The sequence below is a fragment of the Campylobacter concisus genome (assembly GCF_902460665.1).
GTDB classification, from domain to species: domain Bacteria; phylum Campylobacterota; class Campylobacteria; order Campylobacterales; family Campylobacteraceae; genus Campylobacter_A; species Campylobacter_A concisus_AL.
This window is the reverse complement of sequence record NZ_CABPUR010000004.1, coordinates 1-19,622: the sequence shown is the minus strand read 5'-3', so window position 1 is coordinate 19,622 and position 19,622 is coordinate 1. Positions and strand designations below refer to the sequence as shown.

The following is a 19,622-nucleotide window of genomic DNA, read 5'->3' as shown; positions in this document are numbered from 1 at the left end:
TTGTTTTAAAGGGTTAAAATAAAAAGAAGAATTTAGGAGCAAATGCCCCTAAATTTTAGTTATTTGCATCAAATTTCTTAAGAGAAAAAAGAACAAATTTATAGCTAGCAAATAGTGTCACTGGCCAAAGTATCAAAAAAATTCCTGCTTCTAACATCTTTTATCCTTAGTATGCGTGATGATCGTTTTTGATCTCATCTTGTGTGATCTTCTTGCTATCTATCGCTCGCCAAACGACGATGATATAAGCAAGCACTACTGGTACTAGCAAGCTAACATAGGCCATAACGCCAAGTGTATAGTGGCTAGAGCTTGCGTTTTTGATAGTTAGCGAGCTAGCAAGGTCGCTAAATGACGGATAAAATGCAGTGCCATTTAGTCCTGTTATCAAAAATAGCGCGGTTACAGCTAGCGTTACGCCAACGCCATAAGCAAAAATTCCACGAATGCTTTTTGTAAATGCCCCTTGGAAAATTCCAACAAGTACCAAAACAACGCCAACAAGAAGCAATATACCGACGATAGGCATCTCGATCAAATTTATAGCGTATTTGTAAGGCATAAGGCTAACTACGCCATTTGCGTCGTATGCAAAGCCGTCTTTTGTAAGCACCCAAGCAAGAAATCCTAGAAAAAATGGCAAGAATAGCACGGTGTTGATAAGTAGCTGTTTTCTAGCGTTTTGTATAAATTCGCCATCAGCGATGTTATTCATAAGATATAAGCAGCCACCTATGCGAGACAGGAAAAACATCGCTATGCCAAGCAAGTATAAGTAAGGATTTGCCAAAGCTTCAAGGCCGCGAAATGGAGTCTTCCACTCGACAAAATTATGCTCATTTAGCACAAAGTCGCTTCCGCTAAAAAATGTACTAACAGCCATACCAATAAGAATAACGCCAAGTGAGCCATTTATGAAAAGGAAAATTTCATAAGTTCTAGCGCCTAAGAAGTTATCAGGCTTTTTGCGGTACTCGTAGCTTACAGCTTGGATGATAAAGCAAAATAAAATAGCCAGCCAAACCCAGTAAGCGCCACCAAAACTCGTAGCGTAAAATAGCGGGAACGCCGCAAAGCACGCGCCTCCAAACATAACAAGCGTCGTAAATGTAAGCTCCCATTTTCTACCGATAGAATTTATGAGCATATCTTTTTTAAGCTCGTCCTTGCCAAGGCTAAAGATGAGTGACTGACCGCCTTGAACAAACATCATAAAGACTAAAAGTCCGCCAAGAAGGCTAACTATAAACCACCAATAAATTTGTAAATTTTCTAAACCTAAACTATGCATGGTCGTTAAATCCTATCTTTATTTGCTTAAGCATGATTTTGATCTCAGCAATTAGCAAGACCGTAAATAAAACAGCAAATAATATAAATGAAATTTTGATATTTGAGTCTGCTAAATTTGTAGCTCCGACGCCAACGGTCATGAGATCTTGTATCACCCAAGGCTGACGACCGACCTCTGCTACTATCCAGCCAGCTTCAGCTGCGATGTAGCCAAGTGGTATGGTAAAGAGGCAGATCCACAAAAATGCTCTTATGTTTTCAAATTTATATTTTCTTGAAAGATTTAGATAGAGCGTAATAGCAAAAAGAGCCATGAAATATGTACCAAGTGCGACCATGATGTGAAAGCTATAAAATGTAAGTGCAACTGGCGGCACAGCTTCTTTTGCGTCTTTAAGATAGCCATATCCTAAGAAATTTAGGTTGCTTTCTAAATTTGAAAGCGAGCTTTTCATCAAGCTCTCGTCATTTGCTTTTTTGGCTTCTTTGTAGTTTTTAAGAGCTTCGATAGCTACTTTGCCCTTTACCATCTTCTCTTCTACGCTTATTAGATTGTGCTCGCTATTGCCATAAAGTAGGTCATTTATACCTGGTGTAAATGAGTCAAGCCCTCTGTTTGCCATGACACCAAGTGCGTAAGGCACCTTTATCTCAAGCAAAAATGGCTCACTCTCATCGCCAAGCTCTTTAGCTAGGTTTAAAATACCAGCGGCAACTAGGCCAGCGTTTTTCTCGCCCTTATAAAGTCCCTCCATGGCTGCTAGCTTCATAGGCTGCTTTTGAGCTACAAAATATGCACTCTCATCGCCACTAAGTAACAAAAATGCCGAAGTGATAAGGCCAAATGCGCTAGCAACGACGATGCTTTTTTTAGCTAGCAAGATGTGGCGTTTTTTGATTAAAAACCAAGCAGAAATTCCTATCACAAAGATAGCTGAGATGGTGTAGCCGCTAGTTACTGTGTGTAAAAATTTGCTAATGCCAAGAGGATTTAGCGCAACTTCAAAGAAATTTTCCATCTCCATTCTAGCGGTATCTGGGTTAAATTTCATGCCAATAGGATATTGCATCCAGCCATTTGCGATCAAGATCCAAAGCGCGCTTAAATTTGAACCAATCGCAACAAGCCAAGTTGAAAGCAGGTGAAATTTCTTACTAACCTTTTCCCAGCCAAAAAACATAATGGCAAAAAATGTACTCTCCATAAAAAATGCGAGCAAGCCTTCAATCGCAAGAGGAGCGCCAAATATATCGCCGACAAACCAGCTGTAATTCGCCCAGTTTGTACCAAACTCAAACTCCATGATGATGCCAGTAGCCACACCGATAGCGAAATTTATACCAAAGAGCTTTAGCCAAAATTTCGTTATCTCAAGCCAGACTTTATCGCCAGTTTTGACATATATCGTCTCCATAATGGCGATGATAAAACTTAGCCCCAAAGTAAGTGGGACAAACAAAAAGTGGTAAATGGCAGTCAGCGCAAACTGAGCCCTAGACCAATCAACAAAATCCATCTCAGACATTTTATTCCTTTATTAAATTACGAATTACAAATTCGCTTTTTTCTTCGTCGGTTTGAAATTTGGTATTTAGAGTCTCGTTAAAGATAAAGGCTTTTAAAATTCCAAACATGATGATAAGCTTTATTATTATGAGAAGCCATAATTTTTTGCCTATTTTCATGTTTTTAAAGCCCTCTATATATAAAGAGGCAATGATGTTTAGGTAGTTTTTTATCATAGTTCTTGAAGTCTATAACAAAAAGACTTAAAGAATAATTTTTAAAATTTATACGATTAATGCCTTACTAAATATTTAAGGGGTATAATCCGCAATTAAAAATAAATAAATTTAAGGAAATTTAATGGCAAAAGAGACGAAGTATATTTTTATCACAGGTGGCGTTTTAAGCTCACTTGGAAAAGGCATCGCAGCTGCGTCTATCGCGACATTACTTAAAAATTCTGGCTTAAAGGTGAGCGTTTTAAAAGCTGACCCATATATCAACGTAGATCCAGGCACGATGAGCCCACTAGAACACGGCGAAGTCTTTGTCACAGACGATGGCGCTGAAACAGACCTAGATCTTGGTCACTACGAGAGATTTTTAGATGAGAGCCTAAGTCAGGACAATAACTTCACAACAGGTAGAGTTTATAGCTCGGTTATCGAAAAAGAGCGACGTGGCGACTACCTTGGAAAGACTATACAAGTGATCCCTCACATCGTTGGCGAGATCGTTGATCGTATCAAAAAAGCAGGCGAGGGCAAAGATGTGCTCATCGTTGAGATAGGCGGAACCGTTGGCGATATCGAGGGACTACCATTTTTAGAGGCGATAAGAGCGCTAAGGGTGGAAGTTGGCAAAAAAAGAGCGCTAAATATCCACCTAACTCTCGTGCCATTTATAAAAGTGGCCGGCGAGCTAAAGACAAAACCAACCCAGCATAGCGTAGGGGAGCTAAGACGTATAGGCATAACACCAGATATCATAATCTGCAGATCTGAAATGCCACTAAACCGCGAGCTAAAAGATAAGATAGCAGCAAGCTGTGGTGTTGAGAAAAATTGTGTCATAGAGAGCTTAGACAGCGCAAGTATCTATCAAATTCCACTTTCATTTTTAAAGCAAGACATACTAACTCCAATCGCTGAAAATTTAGGCTTTAATGAGCTAAAACCAGACATGGCAAAGTGGGATAGCCTAGTAAAAAGGATAATCGCTCCAACAAATGAAACTACAATAGCATTTGTGGGTAAATACATCGATCTAAAAGAGAGCTACAAGAGCCTAACTGAGGGCATTATCCACGCTGGAGCAAATTTAGACGCTAGGGTAAATTTACGCTGGATAGATAGCGAAAAGATAGAAGAGAACAATGTAAATGAGCTTTTAAAAGACGTGGATGGCATCTTGGTCGCTGGCGGCTTTGGCGAAAGAGGCGTTTTAGGCAAGATGCAGGCTATAAAATTTGCTCGTGAAAATAAAATCCCTTATCTTGGAATTTGCCTTGGTATGCAGCTAGCGCTCATTGAGTTTGCAAGGGATGTTTTGGGCTTAGAAGATGCAAATTCTATGGAATTTGACAAAGAGTGCAAAAATCCTATCATCTATCTAATCGATAGCTTTATCGACGCTCATGGCAAAAAACAGATAAGAACGCACACAAGCCCACTTGGCGGCACGATGAGGCTTGGAGCATATAACTGCGACATCAAACCAAAGACGCTTCTAGCTGAAATTTATAGCAATGCAAAGAGCGTAAAAGAGCGCCACCGCCACCGCTACGAGGCAAACCCAAAATATAAAGAAATTTTTGAGAAAAATGGTCTTTTGGTAAGTGGCGAGAGTGATGGACTGATAGAGGCTATCGAGCTAAAAGGCCATCCGTGGTTTGTGGGTGTGCAGTGTCATCCTGAATTTACTAGCCGCCTAACTAAGCCAAATCCTGTGATATTAGGCTTTATAAAGGCAAGTTTAGAAAACGTCAAATCTTAAATTTAGAGCCATCTGGCTCTAAAAATTCTTTTAAAAATTTTACTGTTTTATTCAATTATTTGCCAAATAAATCCCACTTCTTTCTATAAATTTTTAAGGAGAAAAATGAAAACCCTAATCATCTTAGCCCACCCAGACATTCAAAACTCGGTCATAAACAAACGCCTGCTACAAGAGGCTCTCAAAGAGCCGCAGCGCTTTAGCGTTCATGATTTGACGCAGGTTTATGGGAGTGGCAACATCGACGCCGCGCACGAGCAAGAGCTCATCAGAGCCCACGACGCCCTCATTTTGCAGTTTCCGCTTCACAACTTCTCCTGCCCTCCGATTTTAAAATCGTGGATCGACGCGGTGATGACGCACGGCTTTGCCTACGGACGCGGTTCGGACGGCATAGCGGGGCGCAAAGTGGCTCTAGCCGTGACCGCAGGCATCAAAAAGAGCGACTACAGCCCGCAAGGACGCTATCATTTTAGCTTGCGCGAGGTTCTTACGCCCTTTGAGCTTGCATTTAAATACTATTTTCGCGCCGATTACCGCGACTTTTTCGCATTTTACGGCGCCGAAGAGACTCCGGGTGTGGACTACGTATCGAGCCAGGACGATTTAGAGCAAGGCTCTAGAGAATACGCGGAGTTTTTGCGAAATTTGGAATAAATTTTTATAAAAATGGTTTAAACTTTATGACATAAACCATTTAAAAATTTATAAATTTAATTGTATAAATTTTTGCTAATACTTCCCATTTTTGGTGTGCTAAATTTGTAAAGACTATCAATTTAACAAAGCTTTTAAGCTCGCCATGAGCCCTAAAATCTTACTTTCATTTAAAATTATAAGAAATTAAATTTCAAAAAGATATAATCCAAGCATTCAAAATAAAGACGAAAGATTGCGATGAGAAAGAAGTATTTTTATAGCCAAATTTTTGGCAATATGGGTGTAAATTTAAGTGAACAAGTAGCATTAAATAAAGTTGGCAAGTTCTTTAAAAATTATTGCCAAAACCATGCTAAATAAAGAGGATATAAGGAATTTACTAGCGCATAGATTTTGTAACGACATACATAAAAAAATTAGTGAAATTCCGACACCAAGTGCCTTAAAAGATATATACAAAGGTGCTAATCGCATAAAAGAAGCGATCGATAAAAACGAGCGCATAGCCATTGTGGGCGATTATGATGTTGATGGTGTTGTTTCGAGCGTAATTTTGGCTGAGTTTTTTGATGATCTTGGCGTGAAAGACTACCTAGTAAAAATTCCAAATAGATTTAAAGATGGATATGGGCTAAATCCTGAGATAATAGACGAACTCTCGGCCGATGTAAGCTTGATTATCACCGTTGATAACGGTATCTCTGCAAACGATGCAGCCATTATCTGTAAAGAAAAAGGCATCGATCTTATCATCACAGATCATCACATGCCACCAGCCGTTTTGCCAGAAGCCTACGCCATAATCAATCCAAAACAAGAGGACTGCAACTTTCCAAATATCGAAATTTGTGGCGCTGAGGTCGCTTGGTATTTGGTTGGCGCGCTAAAGGATGTTTTTGGGCTAAATTACGATATGAGCAAATTTCTAGAGCTTTTAGCTATCGCGATAATCGCTGATATGATGGAGCTAAGAGATATGAATAGAATGCTTGTTCGTCTTGGCATTTGTAAGCTAAATGCGTCTAAGCGTTCCGCATTTCACGCTATAAAAGAGTTTTATGGTAAGGAAAAATTTGAGTGCGATGATATTAGCTTTCTTATAGCCCCGCTTATAAATTCAGCCGGACGCATGGACGATGCGATGAATTCATTTAATTTTTTGCGTGCAAAGAGCATCGAAGAGGCTTACAACTACCTTGATACCATTATCGAATTTAACAACTCCAGAAAAGAGGAGGAGCGCCAACTCTTTGAGTGCTCGCTAAAGGACGTAAAAGAAGACGATGAAGTCATCATCACTTGGGGTGAGCAGTGGCACGAGGGCGTGATAGGCATCGTAGCTAGCCGCCTAGCAAAGCACTTTGCAAAGCCAGCTATCGTCTTTAGTATAGATAAAGGCCGTGCAAAAGGCAGCGCTAGAAGCATTGGTAAGCTTGATATCTTATCTCTTATAGCAAGCCACGAAGATCTGCTAACAAGTTACGGCGGTCATAAAGGAGCGGCTGGACTTACACTTGCGCCTGAAAATTTGGTGAAATTTAAAGAAGCGGTAAATAAAAGTTGCTCATGCCTAAATATGCAAGAGTGCAAAAGCTCGGACGAGCTACTTGGCGATATAATGCCAAGCGAGATAGACTTTGAACTGCTTGAAATTTTAGAATTTTATGAGCCATATGGACAGAAAAACCCTCGCCCAGTTTTTAAGATAGAAAATGCTCTTGTTAAAAACGAAAGACTTATAGGTAGAGATCAAAATCACCTAAAGCTCATCTTGCAAAAGGATAATAAAACACTTGAGGCTCTATTTTTTAACTTTACAAGACATGCTAGAGTTGGCGAGATGATAGATATTATCTTTTGTATATCAAAAAATTCATTCCGCGGACTTGTTACTCCACAACTACTCATAAAAGAGATTTTATAAATTTTTATCTCGGTTTTATAATGCTAAAATTTTAATGAAACCGAGATTACTTCGGTTTTAATTCGCCAAAATCGTTTCTTTATATATTTAATGCAGTCCAACTAAAATAATACTATTTGACTCAAATTTCTGTATTGTAAAATTAATGTTATATAAATATTTATACTTTGTTTAAGTTCATTTTTGCTTTAATTTTAATTTTAAATATTAATTTCATAGGACTAAACATGAAAATTTCTTACGTTTTAGCATTTGCTCTAGTACCAAATTTAATGCTTGGTGCTGAAGAAACGATAGACTTGGCTCCGGTTACCGTTTCTGCAAAGATACAAAAGTCCGTTCTTGACGAACCGACAAAGGCTCAAATAGTGGGCAAAGGCGCGATACTAGAAAACGGCGACATCGCTAAATCGCTTTTAAATTTGAGCGGCTTTACGATGGAGCGCAAGGGCGGAGGCGGCAGCGAGGTTTATTACCGCTCGCAGACGGCGGCTAGACTGCCGGTGCTAATCGACGGTAGCACGCTAAACGGCGGTTGCGGTATGCGCATGGATACGCCCATCACTTACATCTCGGCGCAAAATTATAGCTCGGTTCGCATCGTAAAAGGCCCACAAGACGTCAGATACGGCGCGCTCATTAGCGGCGGTATATTTTTCGATAGAGAGATAGCAAGGCTATCTAAACCGAGCTTTGGAGGAAACGTAAGCGTACTTGGCGGTAGTTTTAGAAGATTTGAAACTGCTGCAGACGTAGCGGCGGGCAACGAGTTGGGCAGCTTAGAAATTTCCGGCGGACACTACCAGAGTGGCGATTATAAAAGCGGCGACGGACAGAAAATGCATACGCACTATAAACGCAACAGCGTTTCGCTCGTAGGTACGCTAACGCCCACAGATACTACGGCCTTACAGTTAAGCGCGGATCTAGGCGATGGCGAAGCGGCGTATGCGGACAGGATGAGGGACGGCATACAGTTTGACCGTAAATCTTTCGGACTAAAATTTGAACAAGATGTCGGTGAGCACAAGATCAGGCTAAGTTCGTACTATCATCAAATCGATCATATAATGGACAACTTCACCATGCGTCCGGTGGTACCAGGCGTTGGACGCGGTAAGGGATATAGCATCAGTCACCCGATACGCGATATGTACGGCTTTAAGCTAGAAGGCGAGTTAAATTTCGATAATCTAACCAGCTTCATTGGCGCCGGTTATTCGCAAGACTCCTTTAAATGGCGAGGCGCCGGAACGGGCGGAGCCGGCGTATCTAAAGCCGACATGGACGCCGCCCTATCAAAGCCGCACGTAAAAGAGCGCAAGGTAACGTATAAAACGATATACACTCAAAACGAATATGTCCTTGAAAACGACTACGGGCTTTTTGGCGGACTTAGGCTGGACGCGGGCGAGAGAAAACTGTTAAAAACGCATAAGAGTAGGAAAGAAAATTTATTCTCAGGCTTTTTTAGATATGAAAAATATCTGCAAAATTTAACGCTCTACGCAGGACTAGGCCACGCACAAAGGTTGCCAGATCACTGGGAAACGAGTAAAGACGATAATCTTAAGCTAAATAAAGAAAGAAACACGCAACTAGACTTTGGCGCCGTGCTAAAAGATAAAAACTACGAACTAAACGCAAATTTCTTTGTCTCTAAGATGGATGATTACATAATGATAAAATATAGTCCTATGGGCATGTCATCAAACGTATTTAATACCGATGCCTTACTATACGGCGGCGAGATCGAGGGCGATACGCTACTGGCCGACATATTTAGACTGGGTGCCGGCGTATCCTACGTCTACGGCAAGGTGACTAAAAACGCGGGCGGCCTAAAAGACGGCGACGCACTGCCTAAGGTTTCGCCTCTAACGTTTAAACTAAGCGCCGGCCTAGAAAAGCCAGACTGGTTCGTCAAAGCCGACTTCTACGCTAACGCGTCGCAAAACCGTGCGCAAAAAGGCTATGGCGACGTGGGCGGTATGGATCTGGGCAAGAGCGATAGCTTTTGGACGCTGGGGCTAAGCGCGGGCTATAAATATAAAAATTATCAATTTTTGCTAGCGGCCGAAAATTTAAACGACGCCAAATACGCCTATCATAACTCAAAAGGCGGCTACGGCGGCGGTATCGCAGGCTACGAAACTATCCCGAACGGCACGAGGCTTTATGAGCCGGGCAGAAGCTTTTGGGCGAAATTTAAGGTGCATTTTTAGGGCGTAACTTAATAAATTTGGCATGGCAGTGGGCTTAGGATTTACCCTAAAGCCGTGCTAAATTTAAGTGTTTTCACTCTTATCTTCTTAATAATACTCACACTTACTATATTTACTATTAGTAATAAATTGGCACTTGGTATAAAATTTCTTATTAAATTTAAATTTTTATATAGATTAAAAGCTTAGATGTAAAATCTCAGAAATTTTTTAAAGGAGAGGTATGAAAAATTTACTTGTAAAATCAAGCTTGATTCTAGCTTTGGTAAGCTCAGTGGCACTAGCTCAAGGTACATTTGTTGGTGGTGAAGGTGATTATTCGTTTAACTCAAAAATCAAAACAAAAAACATAGCAAGTAGTGAGAAAAACAACTTCAAAAAAGGTCACTATGGTCTTGGCTTTTATGGCGGTTATGATTTTGACAGCTATAGAGCTTATGGTGGTTATTATTATGACTTTAAAGCCAGGAAAAATGCTGGTGAGTCAGATGCAAAATGGAGTAAGCATAAATTTCTAGGCGGTGTTGATTATACGCCAAATATCACTGAGAATTTTAAAGCCGTTCTTGGTGGATACACAGGTCTTGGCTACTTGAGCGTTAGAGAGAGATTTAATAACGAAACAAGCAAGAAAAATTTTAAAGGCTTGCTAGTTGGCGCAAAAGCGGGCGGTATCTACTCATTTGATGAACATAACGCGATCGAGTTTGGCTTAAAAGCTGATAAGACTTTTTATAAGAAAAATAGCGGAGCTCAGCTAAGAGATACGACTATAGGAATTTATACAGGCTATACTTATAAATTCTAACCTTTAGGGCAAGGCTTAGGCTTTGCCTTATTTTGGGCTACTCTCTACCTTCAAGAAGTGGCACAAAAAGGCACTCATCCAAATACTCTTTTTCTAAATTTCCATCTTTATCTTTTTTAAATTTAGCGATAAATTGCTTGCCATCTTTTTTCATTGGAGCTACTAAAATTCCACCATTTTTAAGCTGCTTAAATAAATTTGGCGAGATCTCATCAGCAGCTGCCGAGAGCAAGATACGATCAAATGGTGCGTAGCTTCGCCAGCCATTGTTGCCATCGTCATACCTTACATGCACGTTTTTTATTTTTAGTGCCTCGAAGCGTTTTTTTGCCTCCATGGCTAGTTTCTCTATTCGCTCGACACTAAAAATTCTATGTGCAAGTTTGCTTAAAATAGCTGCTTGATAGCCACTGCCACAGCCTATCTCTAGGATGTTATCCATATTTTCGCACTCTAGTGCCATTGTCATTTTTGCCACAGTTAGCGGCGAGCTGATCCATTGATTGCCCAGTATCGGCTGCGCGTCAAGTTTATAAGCATGTGCAGTGATTGGTACAAAAATTTCGCGCTCAGTGGTAGCTATCGCATCGAACAAAAGTGGGCTTAGCGTGATCTCGTCGGCTATATCGCTAGCCAAATTTTGGCATTTTATCGCTTCTAATTGGGTCAAAATTTATATCCTAAATAAAAATTAAATCGTTATTATACGATTTAAAACTTATCTTAAAATTTATAAAATCCCTAAATTTGTCTTGATCTCTTTTATTAAATTTGCATCAAATATCGTCTCTTTAACAAGTGTGCCATTTGGTAAAAATACTCCAGCAACTTCTAATGCAAGTGAGCTTGAGATCATGACGTAGCAGTTGTTTGCGATCGCAAGTGCCTTGCAAAGGCTAAGGTAGGCATCCTCTCTGGCCTTACCCCACATGGCTGGCACCATGATGATGTCACACCCTTTTAGCTTTGCCCAAAGCCTGCTATCACGTAGTTCAAAGCATATTAGCACCCCAAGCTTTAGCCCTCTAAAATCAAAGGCATTTATCTCGCTCACATCGCCAGCGGCAAAAATTTCATGCTCCAAATTTGGCCTAAAAAGTTCGGCTTTAAATTGTGAATGAAAGACATTATTTGAGTTAAGAAGCAAAAATTCGTTATAAATTTTTGGCTGGTGTGGATTTAGATTTGAAATTTGAGCGAGCCCTGCACTTTTGTTTAGGCTAGTAAGGTGCGTAAAACCAAGAAATTTATCTGGACTAAGGGCTTCTTGTAAGCGCTCAAGCAGCATTGCATCAAAGCTGCCTATCATGCCACCAAGCATCGCTTTGTTCGTCCCTGCAAAAAAGCCGTCGAAATCATATCCACTTATGCAAAGCTCGCTTGCAAGAATGAGCGAATTTTCAGGCGCAGCCTCAACTAAATTTGCAAGCTCTTCTAGGCGATCTGTTGCATTTTTTGCCTTTAAAGTTAGGCTTATTAGGTTTAAATTTTCGCTCATTTATTTTCCAAATACAAATGTCATAGGCTTTTCATCGTGGCAGTCTTTTGGAATTTTGCAGTTTATATCCGTGCCACCGATGTTTGGTGTGGCTTTTAAAATAACGCTTATAGCTGTGATTTTATCATCGCGCTGGGAGAGCGGATCATTAAAAACCCAGACCTCAAAGCCAAGACCCCTAGCCTCATCATGTGAAACTATTCTTACCTCTTTTAGATCTTTTGCTTCAAAGCCACACTGTTTGTTTATGCCAAACATCACGTCATTTCCTAGCACAGATCCTAGCGGTGCGAAACTTGGTGCAATTTCACCGTTTGGCATCTCTTGATAGATTTCCGCTTGGCTTGTCTCTTTTACCTTAACAAGCTTGTAGGCGTAGAAATTTTCGAGATTATTTTTATTTGCTTGATCAATTATCCTTTGATTGCTGCTCGCACACCCTACAAAAAGCACGCAAGCAAGGGCTAAGATGCCATTTTTAAAAGTCATCAAAGCTGATACTTCCCTTGCTATAGTTTGTTACCTTTGCTTCAAAGAAATTTGACTTTTGATCGTTAAATTTCGCAAAGTCATCGACCCATTTGATCGGGTGAGCGACGTTGTATTTGCGTTTGAGACCGATCGCAACTAGGCGTTGGTCGATGAGATAGTGGATGTATTGCTCGATGATATCATCAGTAAAGCCCATTATTTGGTTTTGGGTGATATATTTGCCCCATTTGATCTCTAAATTTCCAGCTTTTTCAAACATATCATAAATTTTTGCCTCAGTCTCAGTTGTGAAAAGGTCAGGTCTCTCTTTGCGGACTGAATTTATCATGTTTTGAAATAAAAGTAAGTGCGTGATCTCATCGCGTTGGATGAAGCGGATCATCTGAGCTGAGCCTAGCATCTTGCCAGCGCGAGCTAGAGCGTAGATCGCTGTAAAGCCACTGTAAAAGTAGATGCCCTCTAAAATTTGGTTGGCAACCATCGCAAGAAGTAGTTTCTCGTCAGTCACTTCGCCCGCAAGCTCTTCATAGACGCTTGAGATGTAGTCATTTTTCTCGCGTAAAACGTCGTCGTGCTTCTCCATCTCGTAGATGAGGTCGGTATTGTCACAGATCGCCTCGACCATGACGGCGTAAGACTTGCTATGGTTTGCCTCTTCGTAGGCTTGGCGGCTTAGTACGGCGTTAATCTCTGGCGCGGTGATGTAAGGGTTGATGTTATCAGCTAGGTTGTTTGTCTGAAAGCTATCCATCGAGATGAGCTGGCTCCAGACTAGGTCGTACATGCGTTTTTCAGCCTCTGTGAGGTTGTAGGCGTAGTCGCGCACGTCGTCGGTGGTATCGACCTCTTTTGGAAACCAGGTATTTGCCTCCATGAGGTCCCAGAGCTTTAACGCCCACTCGTATTTTGCCTTGGTGAAATTTAAAATCCCATGTGGGTTGCCGTTAAAGACTCTTCTGTCGGTCAAATTTTCATTTGAACTTGGGTTGTAGATACGTTTTCTATTCATAAATTTCTCTCTTGTTTGTGGTAAAAATTTCTCAAAATCTTACCCAAAGCAAGGTAAAAATTTACTTTTATTTAGAGTACCTTAGTCCTTTTTATGGTCATCAAAAAGCCAGTTATTATTAGTAAAACTGCGATCACACAAGAGATGGCAAAGACGATCTGACCGATCTCGCCAAACATCTCTCCAGTGTGCAGACTAAGCACTTTTCGCCCAGCCTTTTTGGCCTCTGGGATGCTCTCAACCTTGCTAACAAGTTTATTCTCTTTAATCTTGCCAGCGCTCGCGTCAAGCTTTAGTTTGCCCACTTGACTCTCGCTAGTTTCGTAGTTTATAGTGTAGGTAGTTTGGTTATTTTCAGGTACGTTTATCGTGAGCGATTTTAGCTCTAGTGTGACGTTATCTTTAAAAATTTGCTCCGCAGTCTCGATCTCTTTGAATTTCTCGTCGCTTATTGGAAGTAAATTTGATTGTGGTAGACTTTTTTTCATTGGAGCTATTTTTAGATCAAAAAATATACTATTTACGCCGCTTCTGACCCAGCCATAAGACCAGTAAAGTCCAGTTAGTGACATCACCACAAGTAAGATCGCCACGTAGGTGCCAAGGCTGGTGTGAAGGTTGTAGAAGCAGGCGTAGCCCTTTGCTTTTGGTTTAATTTTTAGCGAATTTAAGAAATTTCGTTTGATCGCTGGTGCGTAGAGGATGAGGCCACTAATAGCAAGCAGAGCCATGATGATAGAGCTAATGGCAACTATTTGTTTGCCGATATTAGCTGAGATCTTGCTATCAAGTAAAGCAAGGCCTAAATTTCTATGAAGGCTTAAGATAATGATACGAAATTTCTCACCCCAGTCCTCGCTGATCACCTCGCCACTTCTTGGATCTATAAAGAAATTTAATTGCTTTTTATCCTTTGTAATGCTTATACGATAAGCTTCATTTGCTCCACCTATTTGTAAGCTTTCAAGCGTATCAAATTGAATCTCATTTTTTGCTTTAACTAGGAGTTCATTTAGGCTTAAATTTTCTTTTTCGCTAGGAACTAAGTTTATAAAATTTTTATTTATCGCACTTTTGATCTCTTCTCTATAAGACGCAAATGGGGCTGAAAGAGTCATGAATATTAGCGGAATAGCCGCGATTAGTCCAATTATTAGGTGGATGTTGAAAATGATTTTTTCTCGTTTTAAAAACATTTTTTTCCTTTGAATTTTAATAGCGAATATTATTTTATTTTTTGTTAAAGCAAGATAAAAATTTATAAAATTATTTTTTAGTTATTAACTTTTACTAATGTTGATAAGGGTCTTAATATCAATTATTTATTAAATTTTTACATATTGGTATCTTATTTTTTTGGTAAAAAGTTATTTTTGCAGTAAGGTATAAATAATGATAGATGTATTTAGATTTATGGTGGAGTTAAGCGGGATCGAACCGCTGACCTCTTGAATGCCATTCAAGCGCTCTCCCAGCTGAGCTATAACCCCAAAGTGGATTTTGATATTTTATCTTTTTATGGCTTACAATATTTTGAAATTCGTTTTAGTAAAATAAAATTTTAAGCAATGTTTGGATAATATTGCAAACTTTAACGCGGGAATAGCTCAGGGGTAGAGCACAACCTTGCCAAGGTTGGGGTCGCGAGTTCGAATCTCGTTTCCCGCTCCATTAACTTAGCCCGAGTGGCGGAATGGTAGACGCAAGGGACTTAAAATCCCTCGGTAGTTTTTACCGTACCGGTTCAAGTCCGGTCTCGGGCACCACGATATGGCGACATGGCCAAGTGGTAAGGCATGAGCCTGCAAAGCTTTGATCCCCGGTTCGAATCCGGGTGTCGCCTCCAAACTTTAAAAATAACTACTCGAAGGAATAGCAAGTGAGAAATTTATTTTTAGCAGCTTGTATAGCATTTTTTGTAGCTGGTTGCTCAAATACTTGGCATGGTGTAAAAGAAGATACCCATAATGCTAAAGAATGGACCAAAGAAAAGATAAATGATGGAGCTACATATATTAAAGAAAAAACAGAGTAAATTTTAGAGATTATAGTAAATTTTAAGCAAAGTTGGTTATAATCACAAATCTTAATTCGGGAGATGGCTGAGCGGTCGAAAGCGGCGGTCTTGAAAACCGTTGAGGTGTGAAAGCCTCCTGGGGTTCGAATCCCTATCTCCCGGCCACAACCACTCTTAAAATATATCTTCAGATATCTGTATTTCAGCATTTTTAAGCAGCCTATATCACCATATTTTCGTCTCAAATTTCGGACGATTTTATTTTGTTACACCGAATTTGGATTTCTGTTACATCGTTTACTTATTAGATTAGGAGTTTGCAATGACTTCTAAATTAATAACTCGAATCAAAAATAGACCAAGCTACTACTATTTCGATAAGGCTTTGAAAAATGATAAAATTATCACCGTCAAATATTGTCTATTTACGGACAATGAGTTTGAGGCCAAAGCCATCGCTTTAAAAATAAAAAACGAAGCCGATAATAGACGTAATTCTGCTCAAACCAAAAAATTTATTGATTTACCGTTAAGATACAAGATACGCACCATTCAAAAAAATATTAAAAACAAATCGCATCGGCTATCGACGACCGAATATAAAGAAATATTTGAAAAAGTTATATCGGGTATTTATGGGATTACCAAAGCCGACAACGATATGTTTGTCAATAGAAAAGAATGTCAAGAAAACGATAGGCCAAAGAAAACACAAAAATCGATAAAATTTGCGGATATAGCATCCAGATACGCTCAAAACGAAAGTAAGAAGTCAAATAGTAAAAATACTGGATACTATCAGAGAGTAGCCAAAGCACTTGACATTTATTTTAAGCACAAGCAGATAACCCAAATTTCTTATCAGGACTGCGAGGATTTTCAATTACATCTCTTAAATAATAAAAAGCTTAACAAAAAGACTATCAATAACTACACGTGCTACGCAAGTAGAATGTTTGACTATGCTATCAAAATAGGCCTTATATCTCAAAACCCGTTTAAGCTTTTAAGCTCGTTTAAAATTTCCAAATATCAAAAATCGCCGAAGGATAATTTTAGCATGGACGAACTGGCTAAGATTTTTAAGACCGATAAAAAGGAGCTTAAAGATTATATGGCGTTTGCCTTGCACACTGGACTTAGGCTTAGCGAAATTTGGAGCTTAGATGAAAGTAGCGTAAGCGAGCGAGACGGCATTAAATTTATCAAAGTTCAAACTGCCAAGCAAAAAGGCGGAGACCTTAAATTTAGAGAGTTGCCGATACATAAAAATATATATCGTCTAAGCGATATGAAGTGGTTAACGAAAATAAAAAAAGGCAAAAGCGATTGTAATTATCTTGGAAAAAGGCTTAACAAACATATTCATGCCGTTTTACCGGACTCCAACGTAAGCTTTCACAGACTGAGGGCAAATTTTGCGTCCGCTATTAAAAATTACTCCTTAGAAAATGGTTTTACAGATGTTACTTCGGTGCTACTCGGGCACGCTACCGATCTAGCAACAGACGTATACGCCAAGGATATCTCTTTAAAAGCAAAGTTAAAGGCTATGAATGGTCTAAATATATTTTCCAATCTCTAGCGATGAAATTCTATTGAATATCTTTGGCTAGTTATGTATAATTTGGCAAAAAGAGGTGAAATATGAAGAAAGAGATTTTAAATTTACTTGACGAAGAAAACGCAGACTTCGGTAAGCTTTATAAGTTTTACTCTGGCATAGAAAAGGCTTTTATAAACAAAACAGACAATATCGAGATGGGCTTTATCGGAGACGCCCTAGATAAGGAGCAGCTTGAGAGAGATATGGACTATTGCGTAAAGAATTACGCCAGAAATACAAAAGACAAAGATAAATGGCTAAAAAGAGCGAATATTTTAAAAAAAATAAACGACTCAACGCCTACCAAACATTATACTCAAGTCGTTTACAAAGATACTGCAATGAAAATTCAAAGCGCCATTAATTCGGTTAACGAACTTGATATGCAAAATGAGCCGAAAACAGGCGTAATAGATCTTAAAAATTACAATATACCCGAAGAAGTAATAAAGTACGGCATTGTAACGGATGAAGAAGTAAAAGGCGGCAGATTTATCAATAACCGATTTATACCCGACAATATTGCAGGGTACTTAGAGAGCGAAACGCTTAAAAAAATACCGAAAAGTAAAAAACAACTATTGCCTGCAAATAATGAACTTAAGCCAGAAATAGATTTGCTTGAAACATATGAGTTGTATGAGATGCACGAAGGGGATAAACAGATGTATTCTGATGATACGTTGGGGAGATACAAAAAGGACGTTGAAAGATTAGTAGAATATATGAAAAACAACAATATCTATGAATTAAAGCAACTGAGTGCACAAAAATTTCAAAAGCATATAAAAGATAAAACCAGTAAGAGAAATGCAAATAATATAATAGGTAGACTAAGAAAATTTTTTAATTACGCAGCGCAAGAAAAATATGTGAGTTGTAATCCATTTGAAAAACTTAGCAACTATAAAGTGGATAAAAACACAACAGATAAAAGAAATTTTACCCTTGAAGAGCTCAAAAAGATATTTAGTGGCAAACATGATAATGCGCGCAAAGAAATTTTAGATTGTTTAAGATTTCTACTAATAACTGGCGTAAGAACGGAGGAATTTTATAATTTAAATAAAGATAGTTTTTATACGGATTGCAATCATCCGTTTTTAAAGGTAAAAACTGCGAAGCAAGGTGCCGATAAGATATTTTATAGAAACATACCATTGCATAAATTATTAAAAGATCTCTACAAATACGACTGGATTGCAAAAATTAAAAAAGTATATTCAAACAAAGGAACTCTATCCAAAGCTCTCAATGCCGAAATAGATAAGGTAATAAAAGATAATACGGTAAGCGTCCATAGACTTAGAGGAAATTTTGCTAACGCGATCGATGAGTGGCTGGCTCTTGCTGGCTTTAAGGACTATGTAGGTACGGATAAGAAATTACTCGGGCATTCGGAAAATTTGAAAAAAGACGATATCGAAGATCAAGTAAAATATAAAATAACCAAAACTGTACTGGGTTATGCACCCGATATGACACAGGGTACATATGCGAAGTCCGAATACATGGATGCGAAAATTTTGGCGATACAAGGACTTGACGCCTTTAAAAATATTTTTGAATATTTGAATATCCCAAAAAATCAAATCGGACACGTAAAACCTAGAAAATCTAGAAAAACAAAAAAATAAACCCATCGCCATGATTGCAAAATGAAATAAGACGCCGTAATCTGCCGAATTTTGATAAAACTTAGTATGTAGACATGGGTATAAAATCGGTTTTTCGGTTTAACTGGTAGTCGCAAGCCCAAATTTAAGGCTAAATTCTAACCAAATAGCCCTGCTATTATGGCAAATAGTTCGCTTCCGGCTACCACTAGCTCGGCTCCGTCTTTTATATCTCTTAGCACGGGTTTTATGGAGGCTAGTTTTATTTTTGAACTTGCGGTTTTTTCGCCTTTGCTCGGCCCTTCGGCAGCTTTTGCTATGCTTGCGTATTTTTTTATCGTTTCTATTACGTTTTTGATCTCGGCAGGCAAATTTTCGTCAAGCTTTTCAGGAATCAAAACGTATAAATTTTCCTTGCTTCTAGTTAATAAAACATAAATTTTTCTATAAAATAGCTTGCGGTCGTTTTTTAGCGTCGTTTGTAGAAACAGCCATGGTTAGCACGTCTATGTTTTTATCTTTTGGCAAGGCGTATTCTTTTATGGCCTCGACCAATTTCTTACTATTGCTTAAAACTACGCTAGTTTCGTTTACGGGTAAGAACTCTAAAATGCCTCTAAGCTGTGCAAAGTCATCCATCGCCCTTATATTCAAGCTTCCATCTTGCAGTACGCATTCGATATCTTCCAGATCACCAAGCAAACGGATAAACGCAAATGATCTATACTATATAACTATGATAGCAGCATATAGTGGCATGAGAATAAATGAGATAGTTCAGCTAAGAGCATGTGACATTGTGCAGCACAATAACGTGCTTTGCTTTAGTATAAATAGAGATGATGGTAAGAGTACCAAAAAACATAAATTCCATAAGGCTCGTGCCTATTCATAGTAAGTTAATAGAGCTTGGGCTAATGGAGTTTGTAAAACAAAGAGCTAGTGCAAATAAAAGCATCTTTAAAGTAAGTA

The 19,622-nt window shown here is 39.0% G+C and carries 18 protein-coding genes and 5 tRNA genes; 12 read left to right on the top strand and 11 right to left on the bottom strand.

Annotated elements, in window-relative coordinates:
- Positions 1–166 precede the first annotated feature (166 nt).
- The 3 genes from F3G66_RS07670 to F3G66_RS07660 are packed head-to-tail and all read right to left on the bottom strand — an operon-like array spanning position 167 to position 3,036.
- Positions 167–1,291 (bottom strand): cytochrome d ubiquinol oxidase subunit II, encoded by a 1,125-nt coding sequence (locus tag F3G66_RS07670; RefSeq protein WP_021091895.1) that lies wholly within the window; start codon positions 1,289–1,291, stop codon positions 167–169.
- Positions 1,284–2,819 (bottom strand): cytochrome ubiquinol oxidase subunit I, encoded by a 1,536-nt coding sequence (locus F3G66_RS07665; RefSeq protein ID WP_149707701.1) that lies wholly within the window; start codon positions 2,817–2,819, stop codon positions 1,284–1,286. The genes F3G66_RS07670 and F3G66_RS07665 overlap by 8 nt, the downstream gene beginning before the upstream one ends.
- Position 2,820: 1 nt before the next feature.
- Positions 2,821–3,036 carry a DUF4492 domain-containing protein gene (locus tag F3G66_RS07660; RefSeq protein ID WP_021091886.1) on the bottom strand — a complete coding sequence of 72 codons (216 nt, stop codon included), beginning with the start codon at positions 3,034–3,036 and terminating at the stop codon, positions 2,821–2,823.
- A gap of 124 nt (positions 3,037–3,160) precedes the next feature.
- On the opposite strand from F3G66_RS07660, the gene F3G66_RS07655 reads away from it, so the two are divergent.
- The 5 genes from F3G66_RS07655 to F3G66_RS07635 all read left to right on the top strand — a co-directional run bounded on the left by F3G66_RS07655 (position 3,161) and on the right by F3G66_RS07635 (position 10,412).
- Complete coding sequence (locus F3G66_RS07655; RefSeq protein WP_107695852.1) at positions 3,161–4,795, top strand: CTP synthase; 1,635 nt, start codon at positions 3,161–3,163, stop codon at positions 4,793–4,795.
- 105 nt (positions 4,796–4,900) lie between these two features.
- Positions 4,901–5,452, top strand: a complete 552-nt coding sequence (locus F3G66_RS07650; RefSeq protein WP_149707700.1) for an NAD(P)H-dependent oxidoreductase — start codon at positions 4,901–4,903, stop codon at positions 5,450–5,452.
- 352 nt (positions 5,453–5,804) lie between these two features.
- Positions 5,805–7,379, top strand: a complete 1,575-nt coding sequence (gene recJ, locus F3G66_RS07645; RefSeq protein WP_149707699.1) for a single-stranded-DNA-specific exonuclease RecJ — start codon at positions 5,805–5,807, stop codon at positions 7,377–7,379.
- Positions 7,380–7,606: 227 nt separating this feature from the next.
- Positions 7,607–9,604, top strand: coding sequence for a TonB-dependent receptor domain-containing protein (locus F3G66_RS07640; protein ID WP_149707698.1), 1,998 nt, complete (start codon positions 7,607–7,609; stop codon positions 9,602–9,604).
- Positions 9,605–9,827: 223 nt separating this feature from the next.
- Entirely contained in the window at positions 9,828–10,412 is a 585-nt protein-coding gene (locus F3G66_RS07635) for a hypothetical protein (RefSeq protein WP_149707697.1), read from the top strand.
- A gap of 37 nt (positions 10,413–10,449) precedes the next feature.
- On the opposite strand, the gene F3G66_RS07630 is transcribed toward F3G66_RS07635, so the two are convergent.
- The 6 genes from F3G66_RS07630 to F3G66_RS07605 form a co-directional block, all read right to left on the bottom strand.
- Positions 10,450–11,082, bottom strand: a complete 633-nt coding sequence (locus F3G66_RS07630; RefSeq protein ID WP_072595253.1) for a protein-L-isoaspartate(D-aspartate) O-methyltransferase — start codon at positions 11,080–11,082, stop codon at positions 10,450–10,452.
- 60 nt (positions 11,083–11,142) lie between these two features.
- On the bottom strand, positions 11,143–11,910 hold the full coding sequence (locus F3G66_RS07625) for a carbon-nitrogen hydrolase family protein (RefSeq protein ID WP_149707696.1): 768 nt from the start codon (positions 11,908–11,910) through the stop codon (positions 11,143–11,145).
- The gene (locus F3G66_RS07620) at positions 11,911–12,399 is read right to left on the bottom strand and encodes a hypothetical protein (protein WP_149707695.1); all 489 of its coding nucleotides are present in this window, start codon (positions 12,397–12,399) and stop codon (positions 11,911–11,913) included.
- Complete coding sequence (locus F3G66_RS07615) at positions 12,389–13,411, bottom strand: ribonucleotide-diphosphate reductase subunit beta (RefSeq protein ID WP_009295233.1); 1,023 nt, start codon at positions 13,409–13,411, stop codon at positions 12,389–12,391. The genes F3G66_RS07620 and F3G66_RS07615 overlap by 11 nt, the downstream gene beginning before the upstream one ends.
- A 71-nt stretch (positions 13,412–13,482) precedes the next feature.
- Positions 13,483–14,607 (bottom strand): PepSY-associated TM helix domain-containing protein, encoded by a 1,125-nt coding sequence (locus F3G66_RS07610; RefSeq protein WP_149707694.1) that lies wholly within the window; start codon positions 14,605–14,607, stop codon positions 13,483–13,485.
- 218 nt (positions 14,608–14,825) lie between these two features.
- Positions 14,826–14,901, bottom strand: a tRNA-Ala gene (locus F3G66_RS07605).
- A 106-nt stretch (positions 14,902–15,007) separates the two neighbouring features.
- Between F3G66_RS07605 and F3G66_RS07600 the strand changes: the two genes are divergently transcribed.
- The 7 genes from F3G66_RS07600 (at position 15,008) to F3G66_RS07575 (ending at position 18,671) form a co-directional block, all read left to right on the top strand.
- Positions 15,008–15,082: transfer RNA gene (locus tag F3G66_RS07600), tRNA-Gly, on the top strand.
- 8 nt (positions 15,083–15,090) lie between these two features.
- Positions 15,091–15,177: transfer RNA gene (locus tag F3G66_RS07595), tRNA-Leu, on the top strand.
- Between the two features lie 6 nt (positions 15,178–15,183).
- Positions 15,184–15,257 (top strand) — tRNA-Cys (locus F3G66_RS07590).
- A 33-nt stretch (positions 15,258–15,290) separates the two neighbouring features.
- Complete coding sequence (locus F3G66_RS09480) at positions 15,291–15,446, top strand: hypothetical protein (protein ID WP_167496266.1); 156 nt, start codon at positions 15,291–15,293, stop codon at positions 15,444–15,446.
- Between the two features lie 57 nt (positions 15,447–15,503).
- Positions 15,504–15,593 (top strand) — tRNA-Ser (locus tag F3G66_RS07585).
- 220 nt (positions 15,594–15,813) lie between these two features.
- Complete coding sequence (locus tag F3G66_RS07580; protein WP_223154241.1) at positions 15,814–17,013, top strand: tyrosine-type recombinase/integrase; 1,200 nt, start codon at positions 15,814–15,816, stop codon at positions 17,011–17,013.
- A gap of 62 nt (positions 17,014–17,075) precedes the next feature.
- Positions 17,076–18,671 (top strand): tyrosine-type recombinase/integrase, encoded by a 1,596-nt coding sequence (locus F3G66_RS07575; protein ID WP_149707693.1) that lies wholly within the window; start codon positions 17,076–17,078, stop codon positions 18,669–18,671.
- A 137-nt stretch (positions 18,672–18,808) separates the two neighbouring features.
- On the opposite strand, the gene F3G66_RS07570 is transcribed toward F3G66_RS07575, so the two are convergent.
- Entirely contained in the window at positions 18,809–19,048 is a 240-nt protein-coding gene (locus F3G66_RS07570; RefSeq protein WP_149707692.1) for a hypothetical protein, read from the bottom strand.
- A 46-nt stretch (positions 19,049–19,094) separates the two neighbouring features.
- The gene (locus tag F3G66_RS07565; RefSeq protein ID WP_149707691.1) at positions 19,095–19,352 is read right to left on the bottom strand and encodes a hypothetical protein; all 258 of its coding nucleotides are present in this window, start codon (positions 19,350–19,352) and stop codon (positions 19,095–19,097) included.
- Positions 19,353–19,622: the final 270 nt, after the last annotated feature.

What these genes read in the sequence shown, in the direction of transcription:
- F3G66_RS07670 (WP_021091895.1), bottom strand. Translation starts at nt 1,291, where the DNA reads ATGCATAGTTTAGGTTTAGAAAATTTACAAATTTATTGGTGGTTTATA.
- F3G66_RS07665 (WP_149707701.1), bottom strand. Translation starts at nt 2,819, where the DNA reads ATGTCTGAGATGGATTTTGTTGATTGGTCTAGGGCTCAGTTTGCGCTG.
- F3G66_RS07660 (WP_021091886.1), bottom strand. Translation starts at nt 3,036, where the DNA reads ATGATAAAAAACTACCTAAACATCATTGCCTCTTTATATATAGAGGGC.
- F3G66_RS07655 (WP_107695852.1), top strand. Translation starts at nt 3,161, where the DNA reads ATGGCAAAAGAGACGAAGTATATTTTTATCACAGGTGGCGTTTTAAGC.
- F3G66_RS07650 (WP_149707700.1), top strand. Translation starts at nt 4,901, where the DNA reads ATGAAAACCCTAATCATCTTAGCCCACCCAGACATTCAAAACTCGGTC.
- recJ (WP_149707699.1), top strand. Translation starts at nt 5,805, where the DNA reads ATGCTAAATAAAGAGGATATAAGGAATTTACTAGCGCATAGATTTTGT.
- F3G66_RS07640 (WP_149707698.1), top strand. Translation starts at nt 7,607, where the DNA reads ATGAAAATTTCTTACGTTTTAGCATTTGCTCTAGTACCAAATTTAATG.
- F3G66_RS07635 (WP_149707697.1), top strand. Translation starts at nt 9,828, where the DNA reads ATGAAAAATTTACTTGTAAAATCAAGCTTGATTCTAGCTTTGGTAAGC.
- F3G66_RS07625 (WP_149707696.1), bottom strand. Translation starts at nt 11,910, where the DNA reads ATGAGCGAAAATTTAAACCTAATAAGCCTAACTTTAAAGGCAAAAAAT.
- F3G66_RS07620 (WP_149707695.1), bottom strand. Translation starts at nt 12,399, where the DNA reads ATGACTTTTAAAAATGGCATCTTAGCCCTTGCTTGCGTGCTTTTTGTA.
- F3G66_RS07615 (WP_009295233.1), bottom strand. Translation starts at nt 13,411, where the DNA reads ATGAATAGAAAACGTATCTACAACCCAAGTTCAAATGAAAATTTGACC.
- F3G66_RS07610 (WP_149707694.1), bottom strand. Translation starts at nt 14,607, where the DNA reads ATGTTTTTAAAACGAGAAAAAATCATTTTCAACATCCACCTAATAATT.
- F3G66_RS07575 (WP_149707693.1), top strand. Translation starts at nt 17,076, where the DNA reads ATGAAGAAAGAGATTTTAAATTTACTTGACGAAGAAAACGCAGACTTC.